We start from the raw sequence: 18,110 nt of genomic DNA on the forward strand, positions 1-18,110 counted from the left end.
ATAAAGTAATAGTGCGACGCTGTCGCACTATTAAAAACTGGCTTACTTCTGGTTAAAATGACTCGCTTGTTTAATCAGTGCCCATCCGGCAAACACAAAATTAATCCCCACCATCATGCCTAGCACCCAACGAGCATTACCTGAGATATTAGACAGGATGATGAATCCAAGTGCGCAAGACAACACACCACTGACCAACAACCAAGGCCAAGTTGATTCAGGTCTAAGTTGCAATGCGAGGATGATCTTAAATAGGCCTTCAGCAATAAATAAAATAGTCAGCAATAAGGTGAGGGTAATAAGTCCTTGTATGGGATTAAAGAGCAACATTAATGCGACTACAACGTAAAGTAGGCCAACACCAGTCTCCCACCAAAAGCGACTAGAGCCTTTGCTTCGAAAGGCGTGTAGCATTTGCGTTATGCCAGCAAATAATATTAACCAACCCAGAATTAATTCGATGGCGAGTGCAGCAGCCATCGGCAAAATAAGCGCTAGAGCGCCAATCACAAGCATGATGATACCGGTATTGCGCACTGCCTTTACGTGGAGCTGCATAAATTCATTAAAATTGATTTTCATTTGTACTTTTTTAGCGCTCAAAACGACATCCTTTTGCCAAAAATAAAACTATGAATACCAAAATAACATGTTATTCAAAGCGATTTTGAGATTTAACTTTATTTTCAGTGCTACCGCTATGGTTGGCAGCCTTGGCTTAATATTATTTACCGAGCATTAAATGTTCACGAACTTTTTGATTAAAATACCTGCACACAGGTTTAATCTTGTTCTAGTTATGCTATTTATTTAGTCATTGCTTCATTCCCCTGAATTAATCAGGTATCAAGGAAACATGAGATATCACATAAATTTAGCAGGCACACATTATGTGTTTTCTGATCTTAAAACATTAATGGCCAAGGCTACACCAATGCGTTCAGGAGATTGTTTGGCGGGACTTGCCGCAGACAATGCAACTCAGAGGGTTGCGGCCCAAATGTGTTTAGCTGATGTGCCCTTAAAACGCTTTCTTGAAGAACTACTTATTCCCTATGAAAAAGATGAGGTGTCACGTTTAATTATAGATGATCACAATGCCTCAGCCTTTGCTTCTATATCGCATTTAACAGTAGGCGATTTTCGTAATTGGTTATTATCAGATTTAGCTAACAGTTTGAGTTTAGCTCAGGTGGCCGCAGGTTTGACGCCTGAAATGGTGGCGGCAGTGTCAAAAATCATGCGCGTGCAAGATTTAATTTTGGTGTCGCAAAAAATTGAAGTAGTCAGTCGATTTCGAAATACACTTGGGCTGCGTGGCCATATGTCTACCCGTTTGCAACCTAATCATCCCTTAGATGATCCTGGAGGTATTGCGGCTTCCTTGCTGGATGGATTACTTTATGGCAGTGGTGATGCTGTGATTGGTATAAACCCTGCTACTGATAATTATCAAGCAGTAACAAGGCTAATGCATCTGCTGGATGATGTTATTCAACGCTTTGAAATTCCCACTCAATCTTGTGTACTGACCCATATCACTACCCATCTTGAAGCGATGGAAAAAGGCGTGCCGGTAGATTTGGTTTTCCAATCGATTGCCGGCACACAAGCAGCTAATAGTAGTTTTGGTATTGATTTATCCATGCTAGGTGAAGCTCATCAAGCCGCATTATCGTTAAAACGCGGTACTGTGGGAAAGCAAGTGATGTATTTTGAAACGGGGCAGGGCAGTGCTTTATCAGCCAATGCTCATCATGGACTTGACCAACAAACTTGTGAGGCCCGAGCTTACGCCGTTGCACGTAAATTTAATCCCTTGTTAATTAATAGCGTTGTGGGCTTTATTGGTCCTGAATATTTATATGACGGTAAACAAATTATTCGGGCGGGTTTGGAGGATCACTTTTGTGCCAAGTTATTGGGATTGCCCATGGGCTGTGATGTTTGTTATACCAATCATGCTGAGGCTGACCAAGATGATATGGATAGCCTACTGACTCAATTAGGTGTCGCGGGTGTTAACTTTATTATGGGGGTACCCGGAGCGGATGACATTATGCTTAACTATCAAAGTACCTCCTTTCACGATGCTTTGTATCTTAGACAAGTACTAAACAAAAAGCCTGCCCCAGAATTTGCGGCATGGTTAACTAAAATGGGCATTGCCGATCCACAAGGCCAAATGATAGCAGGTGAGAGTCTACCGGCAGGCTTTGCTTTTTTAAATAATAGGTGATGAGGCATGAAAAAAGATAAATATCACAAGCCGCTACTCACCAGCGACGAGCCTTGGGCCAGTTTACGAAGTTTGACCGAAGCAAGGATTGGATTGGGCCGCTGTGGCAGTAGTCAGAGGACTCAGGCGCAGCTGGCTTTTCAGTTAGCGCATGCCAGAGCCCGCGATGCGGTGCATATACCTTTGGATTTTGCCGCACTACAACAACAATTTGCACTGCAGGCCATGCCTTTTGTTAGGTTGCACAGTCAAGCCATTGATCGTAGTGAGTATTTAAAGCGACCCGATAAGGGACGCAGATTGGATAGGGCTTCAATCGACCTACTCAAAGAACAGGCTGGTAATGGACTGGTTTATGATGCCAGCATAGTTTTAGTCGATGGCCTCTCTTCAAGCGCAGTACAGCAGCATGGCGCTGTAATGGTTGAGTTGATATGTGAGCAACTCAAGAGTATGGGACTGCGTTGTAGTCCACTATGTTTGGTCGAACAAGGACGAGTTGCGATTGGAGACGAAGTGGCTGAGTTACTCGGCAGTCGTTTACTGATCCTACTCATCGGTGAGCGGCCGGGTTTGAGTTCACCGGATAGCTTAGGTATTTATTATACCTACCAAGCTAGGGTTGGCTTAACAGATGAATCGCGTAATTGTATTTCTAATATCAGGCCTGCTGGCCTCATACCTGAAGAAGCGGCGAAAAGATTAATGTGGTTAATCACTGAATCAGAACGCCTTATGTTGTCTGGGGTTCGATTAAAAGATAAATCTAATAAGGACTCAGCAGAATTAGCCAGAAAAGGTAACTTTTTACTCGAGTAGCATAGTGCATCAAGCCAAGCCATGCTTTTTTATTAGATGATAAATGTCCGGTAATGGCGATATTGCTATCTCGCCGTGGTTAGAAGAATTTTATAATATTGCAGACTTTGAGACACTAGCCTTTAGCCAATTTGGAATTATCACCTTTTTACATTAACAGGGTTTAACCGAAGAAGGGTTGCCTCCTCGTTTTATTAGTGAACTTGAGCGTTTATCCTTATGGATACCAAAACGGTATTTTTGATTTGGATTAAGATCCTTTGTTTGTCTATGTGGCGTCTTCACAAATTCTAAGCAATGATTTACAGGACAAAAAGCGATGTTGGTGAGCGCCAGCAGCTGGGGCTATATGCCAAGACACTGAGTGGCAAATGAGCTGACAAGTGGGAAATTGACTGCATTTAATTTAGAAGATATTAATTTTGAAGCAAATCGGAAATTTTGTATTAGCACACTCGCTAATCATTAATTGGGAGCCATGGGTTTAGATTTATGGGAAAGTCTCTTACGTTTATAATATTAGGGCAAGTAAGCCCCTAATTGGGTGCTTACCTAACCTAAATATTTAGCGCTTAATTTGTTAAGTCCATGCCCTGTATTATTTCATGGGCAATTTCAGGTGTAGTGCAAGTAGGTTTTTCATGCAACTTACCTTTTAGATGACCTTTACGATGGCTCAGGGCAGCATCTAATTTTTTAGCTGCCTTTGATAATGCGGGGTACATGATAGTGTCACTACCAGAGGCAGAAATTTTACTACCTTCATAGTTGGTGCGAATTTCAACTTCATATTCGCCATGCTCTTTTGCTACGATAATGTCGAGTGATATAAGAGTGGGGAAATGGCTGGCGATTTTGGAAAACTTTTCTTCAACGTATTGTTTGACGGGATCGGTAATATCAACATGGTGACCAGAAAGCTTTATTTTCATAGGTTTTCCTTTTACTTAAAATGAATACAATTTACTTTTGTGACTCAGTTACAAGCTTGGGGCAAAGTGACAGAAAAGCAAGCATAGTTTGTCACAAGTTTGTCATTTAAATAGAGTAAGACAATTCAATTTAGTTCACGCATTGAGTTAATCAAGTATTCGTTTGCACAAAATATAAACAGGCTGTTATTACCCAGCTTCTGTACTTATTCTTCAAAGTCTTGATATTCATAATAAAGTGGTCTCATAGAGCCGCAAAACGACAGTTTTCTATATATTTCATTTTGCTGGGGCACCGCGCTTGAACTTGCAAATTCAGTAAGACAATTAATATCGTCGAAGAGTAAAATAATTTGAGCATAACTCGGGGCCGTTTGGATTTGATGAACCAATAGACGTTGATTATTGTTCAAAACCACACTGTCATATTTGTGTCTGATATGGGATTTTTCTGGCTCATCAAGTTTTCTAAGGTACAGTTGCTTATCAAAGACAATTTGTACATTTTTATAGGTGAGCAAACCACCTCGTTCAAAATGACCCATATACACATCAGCTTCGATAGTGAGCTTTTCTCCCCGTAATAAATGCTCTAGGTTAAAGGGTTTGGGTTTTATTGTGACTAAATCAGCATCTCGTACCAAGTTTAACAGTGGTAAGTTCTTATTATCAATATCGTAAATAAGTTGTAGCTGATGTATCCCTGTGAACTTGCTCAGTAATGATGCATAGACGTAGGAGCCGTTGCCGACTAATACCATGGGGTGTTCGCCCATATATTTAGGATCAACAGGCGGAAGTGGTGCAGGCTCCTCTGTGGCTAAGGCCAAAAGACTAAACAAATAACAGAACATCCCGATCAACACTTTTTTCATACATGCCTTCTTAAAGTCAAATCCCAACTAGGGTCATTTGAATATACTAAACTTCTGGTTTAATTGTTTATTTTAGTGTTAATAATCAGTTTTAAACCTATAAATAATCTGCTTAGGCGAGTTCGCGCTAAAAACAGTTGTAATGCTACTTAAAGACTCCCTCATGAGGGGATTTAGCCCTTGCTATCTTCGCTTTCATCGCTATAATACGCGCTCTTTTTGGCTTGCTGAATTAGTGATTGGCAGGTCTGTTTAAATAATCCGGTTAGCGCCGGTCCTACTGTGGAGAAAAATATGTCACTAACTAATGTAGAAAGTGCAAAAATCCTAACTGATTTTGGTACTAAAGAGGGTGATACTGGTTCACCTGAAGTGCAAGTTGCCTTATTAACAAATAACATTAATAAGTTGCAAGGTCACTTTGCTAAGCATAAGAAAGATCACCACTCACGTCGTGGTTTGTTACGCATGGTTAGCCAACGTCGTAAATTGCTTGATTATTTGAAAAGCAAAAATGTTGAACGTTACCAGAATCTGATTGCACGTTTAGGCCTACGTCGCTAAGACACAGCTTAAATGATGGAAAAAGACGCCTCGGCGTCTTTTTTTATGTCTGGAATAAGTACAAACAAGTATTAATAATGCTGATGGTGACAAGTGGCGACTAGACCTCTGTTTCTCTGTGCAGCGCAGCCTCTGTGGTGAGATCGCTTTTGCTTTTAGCTTTGGCTTTCGGCCCTAAAGGGCCTCCTACAAGGGAGCGGTTTGTTGTTTCCGGACATGTTTAATACTGTGTTCTCTGTGTAGCGTAGCCTCTGTGGTGAGATCGCTTTTGCTTTTAGCTTTCGCTTTCGGCCCTAAAGGGCCTCCTACAAGGGGGGCGATTTGATGTTTTCCGGACATGTTTATTGCTGTGTTCTCTGTGTAGCGTAGCCTCTGTGGTGAGATCGCTTTTGCTTTTTGGCTTTCGGCCCTAAAGGACCTCCTACAAGGAGGGCGATTTGATGTTTTCCGGACATGTTTATTGCTGTGTTCTCTGTGCAGCGAAGCCTCTGTGGTGAGATCGCTTTTTTTTTTGCTTTTGCTTTCGGCTCTAAAGGGCCTCCTACAAGAGCCTCCTACAAGGGGGGGTTGAGGTTTTCAGGGTGTTGCTTAACTCTGTGTTCTCTGTGTAGCGTAGCCTCTGTGGTGAGATCGCTTTTGCTTTTAGTCTTAGCTTGTAATGCTCGCCGCTAGTAACTAGCCGCTACCTTTAGCTAATTCGTTTTTTTCCATAAATTCTGGAATTTTTTGTAGCCAAAATAAGTGTAGGGATTCCAGTGGCTGGGAATTAATTCAAGGTTTTTGCGTTCCTCGAAATTTGAGCAAAGTTTCTGTAATATTTCTTCCAAACGCTCAGGGCTAATGTTGGCGAATTTTTTTCTGGTCGTAGCAAAATACAAATTGTTACTGACAGGAACCAATATTCTTTTTCCTACCGAGTTAAAAGTAAGATGACGGGTTGCAGAGCGACAGATAGGAACAAAGGGATTGGAAGGGTTGAGTGCGTAAACGATGGCGTATTCATAGCGATCGAGGTCTTGATTATCGTTATCTTTGGGGATGTAAGTTATGCCAAAACCTTGCGGGAAATGCCCAACAATGGAAATGAAATAGTCAGTAAATTTGGCTTCAACAGCCTTCATTTCAGCTGCTTTATCTAACACTAACGTTGCTTTGGGCAGGTTGGATAAATTACTGTCTGGTTTAGTCGAAAAAATCACAGATGCATAGATTTGTGGGATCTTGAGCAAGTGTCCTTCTGGTAATTTGGGTTTAACCGAATCGTTTAATAGGGTTTTAATAAATTGGAAGCGTTGCAGCTCGTTTTCATCAAACAGCGCTTTTTCTTCTCGAGAGTTACCGCTGTAACTGGCGAGGCCAATTCCATGTGTTAAATAATTTAAGGTTTGTTGGTAATTAATTTTTAATAATGCCAAACGATCATCATTGTCCAGTACCCGAAATTCATCTAAATCACCTTGGGGGCCTTTGAGAATTAATTGAGCCGCAGGATGTTGTAAGCCGATATCTTGTATCAGTGCCGCGACCACAATGGCAATGCCTGCTCCACGTTGAAATGGGCTTAAGTCAGTGCCTGTTTTGCCAAAACGTTCAGATGTTCCTAACTGTTGCATGATATAGGGATTGCTTATTTCTTTTTCGATTAGCAATTTGTCTAATAAACGCAGGGCTAAAACGGCCTTATAAGCGGGCTTTAATTTTTGATGAAGATTGGCTAACCTACTGCCTTCTTGGGGAGACAAAAGTAGTAGGGTACCTAATACTTTAGCACTGTTATTTTGTGTCTCTTGTTGATCACAACCTTCACTCAGTAATATCAGTACCTCACTCACATTAAGTAATTGAGTATGACGTTTTTGCCTGTCAAGTTTCTGCCTTTCTTGTTCTTGATAAAGTAGAGACTGCGCTAGTTCTACCTCGATGGCTAACTTACGTTTATTGGTAAAATTACCTTGTTCGAGGGCTATTTGATGTTCTGCTAGGCGTGAGGCGAGTTTTTTTAAGCTATCATTGTTTTGTTCTATTTGCTTAAAATAGACGCTAGCTTGTTCATATAAGGAGTCTTTAAGTACGCTGCGACTATGGACAAGCTTTACTAGATTTGAGACTTCTTGAGTATAACTTGACTCTCCCATTTGGCCGTGCATTGAGACTCCGTATTTTCAGAAAGGTAACAATTGGCTACACAATATTACACTGGCCTCATTTAATCTATAAAAGTAAATTTGCGGCAAATCTTTGTTTGATTTTAGCCTGTGTTAAATCTGCATCAACTGGGGATATGTTATTTGCATGATATAGTTATTTATGTGGGGCAATTTCAACTGGGTTTGTTGCATTAATATCAAGCGCTTGTTGTCGTTCTTGTTCGCTTAAAATTCCAACAAAAGGGGTACGCCGGCGGTATTTTCGCATCAAGTCAGAGTCCTCTAAAACGGCGGATATAAAAGCATCGCGGTTAGATATTTGTTCTAAAATACACTGCCACGTCAGAAAAGCGCCATAGCGCAAGTTACCATTTTCAAAGCGCTGTTGCAGGGTGACTTTGACTTGTTCGACTAAGTCTGGCTGGGCATAGAGCTTCTCTGCCATCGCTTTGTGCAAAATCACAATTTGTTGGTCGATAAAAGACTGCGTTATATTGCCGGTTCTGGCGCTTTTATTACGTCTGCTGGTTGGTCTCATTTTGGCTGAACACACATCTTATTTTTTGACTAAAGGGGCTAACATTGACTCTAATCCATTGAGTTTTACTTCGTACATCAAGGCTAATTGTTGGCCCAGTTTATTTTGTGGGAATCCCTGTTTGTGAAACCAAACCAAGTAGGGTTCAGGAAGATGTAATAATTTACGTCCGGCGTATTTGCCAAAAGGCATTGTTTGATTAACAGCTTCAATCAGCAAGGCGTTATCCATGTTTACTTGCCCGTTTATTACTATTTTGTTGGGTATGCCATAGCTGGGCATAAATACCATTGTGTATTAATAACTCAGCATGAGTACCTTGTTCGACAATTTGGCCCTTATGCATCACAACAATATTGTCGGCATCGATGATGGTTGAGAGGCGATGGGCAATAACTAAGCTAGTGTGGCCGTCGGCTATCTCCCGTAAGGCATTTAATATAGATTGCTCTGATTGACTGTCCAATGACGAGGTCGCTTCATCAAAAACCATGATGGGTGGGCGCTTAAGAATAGTGCGAGCTATGGCAACGCGCTGTTTTTCACCACCTGACAATTTTAAACCTCGTTCGCCAACCTGAGTATTGCTGCCATCGGGTAACGATTCAATAAAGCCTTGTAAGTGGGCTAAGTTTATCGCTTGCTGAACTTCCGCATCACTGGCATTGGGGCGGCCATAGCGAATATTTTCAAAAATGGTGTCATTAAATAATACCGTATCTTGTGGCACGATACCTATGGCCTGACGCAGTGAATGTTGATTAACATGTTGAATGTTTTGTCCGTCAATACAAATACTTCCGCTATTTACATCATAAAAACGAAACAGTAATTTAACCAAAGTTGACTTGCCGGCGCCACTTTCGCCCACGACAGCGACTTTTTGTCCGGCTTTAACCACAAAACTGACATTCTGCAAAATGGGTCTATCGCTGTGGTAATTAAATCCAACCTGTTTGAATTCAATCTGTCCAGAGCTAACTTTAAGTTCAGGGGCTTCGGGTGATTCTGTCACGATGGGCATTCTGGCTAATAAAGCAAACAGGTTTTCAATATTGGCCAAGGAACTGCGTATTTCTCTGTAAACAAAACCCAAAAAATTCAGCGGCATAAATATTTGCATAGTAAAGGCATTGATCAATACAAAATCACCTATGGTCATTTTGTCATTTGCTACCTGATAGGCTGCCATGGCCATCATACTCGTCATAGCTAGGGCAATGATGGTTGCCTGGCCGCCATTTAAAGCAAACAGTGATAGGCGATTTTTACGTCGTGCAGTTTCCCAATTTTCTAACTCACCATCATATCGACTGGTCTCATATTGTTCGTTATTAAAATACTTTACTGTTTCATAGTTGAGTAGGCTGTCAATAGCCCTTGAACTGCTCTGTGAATCAGCTTGATTAGCTTGGCGCACATAATGAGTACGCCAGTCAGTTACTTTCACTGAAAAGCCGATATAAGCGAGTACAGAGACAAAAATAATGAGGGCAAAACTTATCCCATAATTATAGAACAATACGCCTATAACAATAATTATTTCCAACAGGGTAGGTACGATATTAAATACCAAGAACCGCATCAAAAAACTAATGCCGCTGGTACCACGCTCCATATCTCTCGATAGTCCACCTGTTTGACGATTTAAATGAAAATCTAAATCTAAGTGATGCAAATGTTCAAAAACTTTCAGCCCTAGGCGGCGCATCGCTCTTTCCGTCACTCGACCAAATAAAGTGTCGCGCACTTCACCCAATAACACGTTGATTAAGCGAAATAGGCCATACGCGGCAACTAGGGCAAACGGCACCGCAATTAACTCTGCTTGACCACTTGGTGTATTGAGGGCATCAACCGTATGTTTTAGTACAAATGGTAAGCCAATGCTAGCGACTTTAGCCCCGATTAAACACAGTAAGGCGAGGGCGACTCTAGATTTAAATTCTAACAAATAGGGCCATAACTGCTTATATATTTGCCAATTTATTGGGCCGTCATTAAAGTTACTGCCGTGTCTAGCTGACATGAGATACCTTGTTGAATTTAAAAGTTAGCAAGACGATTGTTCTGTATATATGACAGTTCGATTTCGCCCCGAATTTTTTGCTTGATAAAGACCATTGTCTGCGAGCGTGATGGCATGATTAATAGAATCTTCAGCAGTAATTTGGTAAACCCCCATACTTACGGTTACCGTAAAACCCTGCTGTTGCTGGTTAAAGTCTTGTTTTTCAATTTTCAGACGGAGTTTTTCTGCAATAGAATAGGCTTGCTGGATATTTGTTTCGGGTAATAATACTAAATATTCTTCCCCTCCCCAACGAGCCACATTGTCGTGTTGTCGAAGTTCGTTATTAAATATTCGTCCTATTTGAACAATGACATCGTCACCCACCTGATGGCCATACTGGTCGTTAATTAATTTAAAGTGGTCTATGTCACACATAATAATACTCAAATCTGTATGGTGACGTTTGCTTCTAGAAAATTCAGTTTCCAGAACTTCTGTCATACCTCGTCGATTAAGTAGGTTAGACAAGAGGTCTAGGCGCGCTTGATTCTCAAATTTCCGACTAATTTCTTGACTGAGGCGATAGGATTTTTGCCTTGAGTATTCATAAAAAGCAAATAATAAACTTACGGTTAGAAAAGAATAAAGCAGCCGAGATTTAAATTCTAAACTGTAAGTAGCGAGTAATAACTTGTCATTGGGATAAAACAATATCATGCTGATAAGTAAAACAAAGATGCCGAGATTGCGGCTACCTTTGCGCATTCCTCCAAAGAATAGCGCTACAGGCGGAACGATATATATCCACAAAGGGCCCGTGCCCTGTACGCCGCCAGCATAGACTAAGTAGATCATTAATAGCATTAATGAAACAGTCACCATGGTGCCTGAAAAACGATAAGGATTTTTCAGTGATTTGTTGCCTAGTATCAGACGTGACGAAAAAAACAAGCTAGAGGCAACGAGTAATACAATTGCTAAAAGGTAATCTTGTCGCAATATGGCCGTGATTCCCATAAGCAAGGTAATGCTATAACCGATAAAACCAAATAAATTGGCAACTAGAATTTGTTGATTTTTTTCAGGATCATTATCGCTATTTGTGCCTGCTTTAAGATAGTCCAGTACAATTTTTTCAAACATCATTATAAATTAAGATCTCTCATTTTAGGTCTAGTTTGACGACTTCTTGTTGAATTTCTGCTGCCAGCAAATGCAAAAGTGCTCTTTGCTGCATTACCGCATGTGAATAGCCATCTTCATGCAAAGGCAAACTTAACAAGAATGACTTTTCTATCGGCGCTTGCGTTGTTGATAAATTAATCCAAAAGTGACCACTGGCTATGACGGTAGATTGATCGGTGGCATGAAAATGGTCAAACTGCAGGGTAACTTCATTTGTTTGTTTGCCATTACTCGGGGCAATGTAAGCAATAAATTGTCTGTCTTTATCTTGATTCAGCTCAGCTAACATGGCGTTGTACATAGATGATTGTAAACTTTCTGCCCACACATCTTGGCGAGAAAAAAACATTTTATTTTGATTTATTTGCATGGTTAAGCTGGATTGCTTGAGATAATCAGCCAGTAGTATTTTATTGAGTCTGATTTTTGTTGCATTTGCATTCTGGGAGATATTATCTAAGGTTTGCAAAGGCGTATACAACATATAGTAATTCATCTTGAGAGGCTTCGTACTGCAAGCCATAAGCCCAAATGCTAATACTAAAAGAATTATGTGGCGCATATTAATTGGCTCCTTTGGGAACGAGGCTTTGCTGATTATTTAAGGCCTTAGGCTCAATCCTTTGGAGCTGGTCTGCATCACTAAAAATTAGGCTGTTAGGTTTGTTATTTAATTGTAATAACAGAGGTTGCATATCGGCTAAGGCGTGTTGAATTGCTTGCAAGGTTTGATTTATTTGCTGATAGTTTTCTGAGCCAGCGGAGAAGTCTTTGGTTAAAGCATTTAAGCTACTGAGGGTTTCAGTTAGCTGACTGTTGATTTTTTCACCTTGGATGCTCGATGCCAACTGATCAAATTTTTGACTGGTGCGTTTCAATGACTCGGCTGTTTGGGTCATATTAATTAACATAGTATTGGTATTGTCTGCGATATTTTGCAGCTTAATTTGATTAATATTATCTAAAACCGCAGAAATTTTAGCGGTAATTTGGGCAAATTCATTACTCACGGTGGGGATCACGTCATACTCTAGTAACGTGGTGGTCTTAGCGTGTTTTTCATCTGGGTAGTGTTGTAAGTCCACGAATAGGGCGCCTGTTAGAATGTTACCCATTTTTAAACTGGCACGCAGTCCTTCTGATACCCACTGCAAGGTTTGTTTTCGCACCGAATCTAAACCTAATTGATTGTCGGGTTGCTGCACTCTTCCAGGTTGAATACTAATGATAACCGGAATATCCAAACTGTTGTCTAATAATGAGGCTTTGCTTATTTCGGGGGGATTAATGGCGACGACTTTGCCAATTTCCAAGCCTCTGTACTCAACAGGCGCACCCACATGCAAGCCTCTCACAGTGTCTTTAACCAGTATGACAAATTCAGCACTTAATTTATAACGTTGTTCTGATGCTTCCTCGTATGAGCGGTGTATATCAAAGTTGGCGCGATTGATGATAACTTGACCGGAAGGAATACCATCAGGAACGCCAAATGTTACGCCGTTAGTTAATAGACTTTCAACACTGCCGGTATCAAATTTTACGCCACTCGCCGTCAGTTGCACGCTGATACCACTGGTATCCCAAAATTTGGTGTTTTCGGTAATTAGCTTATGATAAGGCGCGTTAATAAAAGTATTATAATAAACAATACGTTCGTCAAAATTGAAATAGGTATCTTCAATCTCTCCTACTTTTAGACCTTTGTAGACTACTGGATCGCCTTCTTTGTAAGCGAATTCAGCGTTACTATTTAGGGTGATATGTAAGCCAGGTGTCCCTGCTGGAGTAACTGGTGGTGATGATAGCGCGTCAAAATTAGTGCTTTTTTCACTCGCGCTGCCAGGTGACATATTAATATAAGGCCCAGACATCAGGGTACCTAAACCTGAAATTCCATTAAGCGAAATACGGGGTGATACAATCCAAAATTGACTGTCTTTATGCAGTAAAGCATCAACATTTGCATTCATTCTGGCAGTAACAATTACGCCTTGTAAATCATCGGTAAGTTGAATTTTTTTAACCAAGCCAATATCTACATTGCGGGTTTTAATTTTAGTTTTGCCCGCCTCTAAACCTGTTGCCGTGGTGAAGGAAATAGTAATTAATGGACCTTGGCTGCTCCATTGGTAGTAGATCATCCACATGCCAATACATAGGGCCACAAAAGGAATGAACCAGATTTTAGAAATTCGTCTGACCGGTTTTACTACTGCATCATCGGTCGTCAAAGGTTGTTGAAGTTCATTTTGCTTGGTCGATTCACTCATCGAAGGGTACTTCCTTTTGCCAGATTAATCTCGTATCAAATGACATCGCAGCAAGCATTGTTGCGATAACAACACCACAAAATGCAACGATGGCATGCCCTGGGTGAATACTCATCACATTGCCTAATTGAATCAAACTGACTAATACCGCAACAACAAATACATCAATCATCGACCAACGGCCTATAAATTCAGTGAAGCGATACCATGTCATACGTTCCCTCGACAGTTCTTGTCGATTGAACTGCACACTAAAATTCAACCAACACAAAATCACAATTTTAGCCACTGGCACCAATACGCTAGCAACAAATATGATAAATGCAATGGGATAAGAGCCAGATTGCCAAAGCAAAATAACGCCGCCTATAATGGTGCTGGGTTGATCATTGCCAAGAGTGCTAGTGACCATAATAGGTAACAAATTCGCTGGAATATAGAGCAATACTGCGGTTAAGAGCAATGACCATGTGGTTTGAATACTTTTAGATGGATTAATCTTCGAGTTTGATACCTGCTCTGTATTGTTAATGGCCAAACGCAGTTGGTGTTCATCCAAAAACAATAACATAGCACTCATACTTAAGGTAAAAAGCAGAAAGGCATAAAAAGACAAACCAATGCCAACATCAGCGAGCGAACTGATTTTGACTAAACTCACCAACACTCCGACCAAGAAAATTTCAGCCATTGCCCAGGGTAAAAGCGCAAATATAAGATTTATCAAGTGGTTCGCTTTAGGTAAGATTATACCGAGTTGCAATGGAATGAGTAATAGCAAAAGTGCCAGTAAAATACAGGCTGGCAGGACCACAATAGCACTTGCCATAATTAAACCTAATATGGCGTAATCTTGCGCAAATAACAGTTCAATACTCCCCAGAATATTAATCTGTTGATCTTGTCCGCCCGCACTAAATGACAGAAAGTTAAACGGCATAGCAATGATCAAAAATATTAATGCTGATAATGCAAGCGCACATACCCACTGGATTGCATGTTGCCGATAGGCGGTGATGCGATAACCACAACGAGGGCAGAGTGCTTTATGTTTATTGGGTAAAGAAGGCAGATGTGTTTGGTAACCACATTCGTGACAGATCACCAAATTCAGTAGATTTTGCTGTGACAAATGGACAGTTGATTTCATTTACAAAGCTTCATAAACAAACACAGTTTCTATAGTGTTGACCAATTAAGTTTACCATTCTACACAAACAGAAGTGTAGCTAAATGAAAATAAACAACATTATATAAAACTTACTCATCACTTTGAGTGACTGAGGAAATTGCGTGATCTCTAGCTTGCACAAAAACAGCAATAGTTCGGTCAATATCAACCGACGTTGTATGCCAAGAGCAAACACTTATCCTGATGACATGGCGATCAAACCAAACTGAGCCTCCACACCAACACTCACCAGAAGCTTGGATATTTTTCAGGGTTATTTGGGTTAAATTATTAGTGTCACAACAGATAATAACTTGATTAAATACCACTTCATTTAAGACATTAAAACTGTGTTGCCGTAACTTGTGCGCGAAATATTGTGCATGGTCGTGCAATTGTTCAACTAATGAAGCAATACCGGTTTTACCCAAATATTTAAGCGCTGACCACAACTCAACACCTCTTGCTCGTCGTGACATTTCTGGCGTATAAACTGAACTATCACGTTGCTCGCTATGTTGAATATAGCTGCCTTTTTGTTGCAGCGCCTCGGTCAGCGCTTCGGCATCTTGGCATAAGATTACCCCACAATCATAGGGCGTATTCAGGGTTTTATGGGCATCAACTGACCATGAATCAGCGAGTTCAATGCCTTTGCATAGGTTAGAGAAGCGCGATGATGCTGCAGCCCATAAACCAAAAGCTCCATCAATATGCACCCATGCTCCACCTTGTTTTGCTTTGCCACATATTGATGAAAAATCATCAAAAGCACCACTATTTACATTGGATGCTTGTAAAACCACAATGCAACTTTCATCTAACTCCGGCAATGAATCAACATGCATTCTGCCTTGGTCATCACAATCAACCCATTCTATATTCTGTTGACCTATACCTAATAGAGCGGCCGCCTTGACTACGGTACCATGAGTTTGTTTGCCAAGAATTAGGCGCAGCTTGGGTGCACCAAATAGTCCTTGAATATTCACATTCCAATTATGTTTTTGTAGCTGTTTATGGCGTGCTGCTGCCAAGCCACAAAATGTTGCGGTAGAGGTGCCACTAACAAAACCGGCGACACAATGCTGAGGTAAGCCTAATAATTGAACCAGCCAAGTTTCACAGACTTGCTCCAGTTTTGCTGCAATAGGAGACATTACGTACAAAGCCGCATTTTGATCCCATACACTAGATAGCCAACTGACGGCCAGCGTAATAGGTAAGGCTCCACCATTAACAAATCCAAAATACCTTCCTGCATTTTGAGCAACAGTTGCTTTAGAACCCACCTGATGGAGGATGTCTAATATTGTATCGGGATCCATGGTTTCGTTAGGTAAGGCTTCATCAAAAACACTTAAGCTAGCTAAGGTCTGTTCACTCGGAAACACTCTTTGTTGTTGCACATCATCAAGATAGGCCAGGGCGTAGTTCTGTGCTTTACTAAACAGAGTTTTACTGCGTAATTGTTGAAACAGTTGCTGCTGGAGTATTGTCATCGCCAACCTTCATTTTATAGTGACTTATCAAATATTTTGCCAGACCGTTATTTAGTCTATACACGATGTTCAAGTCTAACTTAGTTTTAGTCTCTGCTTTTAATGCTTTTTTTAAATTCAAAAAAATCCCTATTAGTCGCCTAATAGGGATTTGTAAAATTGAGACAGCCTAATTAGGCCTCTTCAGGAGATTGCTAACACTTAATAATTTGCATTGCCCGGTGTACGTGGGAATGGGATAACGTCTCTAACATTTTGCATGCCAGTAACATAAGCCACAAGACGCTCAAAGCCTAAACCAAAACCAGAATGAGGTACGGTGCCATAACGGCGTAGGTCTCGATACCAGCTGTAATCTTCTTGGTTTAAGCCCATTTCAGCAAGGCGGGCATCAAATACGTCTAAACGTTCTTCACGCTGTGAGCCACCAATTATTTCACCAATACCTGGGGCGAGAATGTCCATCGCTGCAACCGTTTTTCCGTCGTCATTAATGCGCATATAAAACGCCTTAATATCTTTCGGGTAGTTTTGCATGATGATTGGTGCACCGACATGTTCTTCGGCTAGGTAACGCTCGTGTTCTGAGGACAAGTCAACACCCCAAGACACAGGGAACTCAAACTTTTTACCGCAGTTTTGTAAGATTTCAATGGCATCAGTGTAGTCCATGCGCACAAAATCTTGTTTGATGACTTGCTCTAGTCTTGTCACTGCGTCGGGTTTGATACGCTCGGCAAAAAACGCCATATCATCTGGGCGTTCAGCTAGGACAGCTTTAAATACATATTTGAGCATATCTTCAGCGAGTTGGGCGACGTCAGATAAATCAGCAAAAGCAACTTCAGGCTCGATCATCCAAAATTCAGCTAAATGTCTAGAAGTATTAGAGTTTTCCGCCCGGAAAGTTGGGCCAAAGGTATACACTTTAGACATGGCTGTACAATAGGTTTCAACGTTTAATTGGCCGGAAACTGTCAAAAAGGTTTCTTTACCAAAAAAGTCTTGGCTAAAATCTACTTGGCCTTGCTCGGTCTTAGGCAGGTTCATCATATCAAGGGTAGAAACCCTAAACATTTCACCAGCTCCTTCAGTGTCACTGGCAGTTAATATAGGGGTACTGATCCAGCAATAACCATGCTCATGGAAAAAACGATGAATGGCTTGTGATAAACAGTTTCTAACGCGAGTGACCGCGCCCATAACGTTGGTGCGAGGACGCAAATGAGCATGCTCACGAAGATACTCCATACTATGTCGTTTAGGCGCCATCGGATAGGTGTCTGGATTTTCTACCCAGCCCACAACGTCAATATTTAGGGCCTCAATTTCTAGCGCCTGACCTTGTCCTTCAGATGCTTTTAAGGTGCCGTTAGCAATGATTGAACAACTGGTTGTCAGACGTTGTATTTCGCTATAATTTTCTAAGGTGTTCAAGGCAATGACTTGAATTGGCTCGAAACAACTTCCATCGTGTAAAGCGACAAAAGAGAGCCCTGCTTTAGAATCGCGGCGAGTTCTTACCCACCCTTTTACCGTGACATGTTCGCCAACTGCATATTTACCAGCAAATATATCTGCCACTGAGGCGTGTGCCATTTATTCTTCTCCAAGCTAATTTGGGGCTAATCCCCTATTTATTAATATAATTACATTTACACTATGACGCTTTGTTTAACAACAAAACCGAAAGCCTGCTAGGCTGACCAGATAACTTAAAAGTCTATTAAAACGATGCCCTGTTACTGAAAACGACATACCATGCCGATAACGAGTAATGGCCGTAAAAATTAAGTAAACTGGTGTTTAAATAAAACGACTTACTTGGCTAAGTTAGCAAGGTGTGTAATC

Annotated in this window: 16 protein-coding genes; 3 read left to right on the forward strand and 13 right to left on the reverse strand. The window is 40.9% G+C overall.

The features are described from left to right. Positions 1–42: 42 nt before the first annotated feature. Complete coding sequence (locus ABKW31_RS04405; RefSeq protein ID WP_348614986.1) at positions 43–603, reverse strand: HdeD family acid-resistance protein; 561 nt, start codon at positions 601–603, stop codon at positions 43–45. Positions 604–856: 253 nt separating this feature from the next. On the opposite strand from ABKW31_RS04405, the gene ABKW31_RS04410 reads away from it, so the two are divergent. Next, positions 857–2,239, forward strand: a complete 1,383-nt coding sequence (locus tag ABKW31_RS04410; RefSeq protein ID WP_348614987.1) for an ethanolamine ammonia-lyase subunit EutB — start codon at positions 857–859, stop codon at positions 2,237–2,239. Between the two features lie 6 nt (positions 2,240–2,245). After that, entirely contained in the window at positions 2,246–3,058 is an 813-nt protein-coding gene (eutC, locus tag ABKW31_RS04415) for an ethanolamine ammonia-lyase subunit EutC (protein WP_348614988.1), read from the forward strand. A gap of 572 nt (positions 3,059–3,630) precedes the next feature. Here the strand turns inward: eutC and raiA are convergent. Then, entirely contained in the window at positions 3,631–3,990 is a 360-nt protein-coding gene (gene raiA / locus ABKW31_RS04420; RefSeq protein ID WP_348614989.1) for a ribosome-associated translation inhibitor RaiA, read from the reverse strand. A gap of 206 nt (positions 3,991–4,196) precedes the next feature. After that, the gene (locus tag ABKW31_RS04425) at positions 4,197–4,865 is read right to left on the reverse strand and encodes a hypothetical protein (protein WP_348614990.1); all 669 of its coding nucleotides are present in this window, start codon (positions 4,863–4,865) and stop codon (positions 4,197–4,199) included. Positions 4,866–5,159: 294 nt separating this feature from the next. On the opposite strand from ABKW31_RS04425, the gene rpsO reads away from it, so the two are divergent. Continuing rightward, positions 5,160–5,429: a 30S ribosomal protein S15 gene (gene rpsO / locus ABKW31_RS04430; protein ID WP_348614991.1), complete on the forward strand. Its 270-nt coding sequence runs from the start codon at positions 5,160–5,162 to the stop codon at positions 5,427–5,429. Between the two features lie 692 nt (positions 5,430–6,121). Here rpsO and ABKW31_RS04435 read toward each other — a convergent pair. The 10 genes from ABKW31_RS04435 to asnS all read right to left on the reverse strand — a co-directional run bounded on the left by ABKW31_RS04435 (position 6,122) and on the right by asnS (position 17,858). Further along, positions 6,122–7,576 (reverse strand): hypothetical protein, encoded by a 1,455-nt coding sequence (locus ABKW31_RS04435; protein ID WP_348614992.1) that lies wholly within the window; start codon positions 7,574–7,576, stop codon positions 6,122–6,124. Between the two features lie 154 nt (positions 7,577–7,730). Beyond that, positions 7,731–8,114: a hypothetical protein gene (locus ABKW31_RS04440; RefSeq protein WP_348614993.1), complete on the reverse strand. Its 384-nt coding sequence runs from the start codon at positions 8,112–8,114 to the stop codon at positions 7,731–7,733. 18 nt (positions 8,115–8,132) lie between these two features. Further along, positions 8,133–8,345 carry a DUF3820 family protein gene (locus ABKW31_RS04445; RefSeq protein WP_348614994.1) on the reverse strand — a complete coding sequence of 71 codons (213 nt, stop codon included), beginning with the start codon at positions 8,343–8,345 and terminating at the stop codon, positions 8,133–8,135. Continuing rightward, entirely contained in the window at positions 8,338–10,143 is a 1,806-nt protein-coding gene (locus ABKW31_RS04450; RefSeq protein WP_348614995.1) for an ABC transporter ATP-binding protein/permease, read from the reverse strand. Before ABKW31_RS04450 ends, ABKW31_RS04445 begins: the two co-directional genes overlap by 8 nt. Before the next feature lie 24 nt (positions 10,144–10,167). After that, positions 10,168–11,274 (reverse strand): GGDEF domain-containing protein, encoded by a 1,107-nt coding sequence (locus ABKW31_RS04455; protein ID WP_348614996.1) that lies wholly within the window; start codon positions 11,272–11,274, stop codon positions 10,168–10,170. Between the two features lie 16 nt (positions 11,275–11,290). Next, positions 11,291–11,809 carry an ABC-type transport auxiliary lipoprotein family protein gene (locus ABKW31_RS04460; protein ID WP_348614997.1) on the reverse strand — a complete coding sequence of 173 codons (519 nt, stop codon included), beginning with the start codon at positions 11,807–11,809 and terminating at the stop codon, positions 11,291–11,293. A gap of 67 nt (positions 11,810–11,876) precedes the next feature. Continuing rightward, positions 11,877–13,586, reverse strand: a complete 1,710-nt coding sequence (gene pqiB, locus ABKW31_RS04465) for an intermembrane transport protein PqiB (RefSeq protein WP_348614998.1) — start codon at positions 13,584–13,586, stop codon at positions 11,877–11,879. Further along, the gene (locus tag ABKW31_RS04470) at positions 13,579–14,736 is read right to left on the reverse strand and encodes a paraquat-inducible protein A (protein ID WP_348614999.1); all 1,158 of its coding nucleotides are present in this window, start codon (positions 14,734–14,736) and stop codon (positions 13,579–13,581) included. Before ABKW31_RS04470 ends, pqiB begins: the two co-directional genes overlap by 8 nt. A 110-nt stretch (positions 14,737–14,846) precedes the next feature. Continuing rightward, on the reverse strand, positions 14,847–16,259 hold the full coding sequence (locus tag ABKW31_RS04475; protein WP_348615000.1) for an aminotransferase class V-fold PLP-dependent enzyme: 1,413 nt from the start codon (positions 16,257–16,259) through the stop codon (positions 14,847–14,849). A 201-nt stretch (positions 16,260–16,460) separates the two neighbouring features. Beyond that, positions 16,461–17,858 (reverse strand): asparagine--tRNA ligase, encoded by a 1,398-nt coding sequence (gene asnS, locus ABKW31_RS04480; protein ID WP_348615001.1) that lies wholly within the window; start codon positions 17,856–17,858, stop codon positions 16,461–16,463. Positions 17,859–18,110: the final 252 nt, after the last annotated feature.

The sequence above is a fragment of the Paraglaciecola sp. 25GB23A genome, assembly GCF_040012495.1.
Taxonomy (GTDB): Bacteria; Pseudomonadota; Gammaproteobacteria; order Enterobacterales; family Alteromonadaceae; genus Paraglaciecola.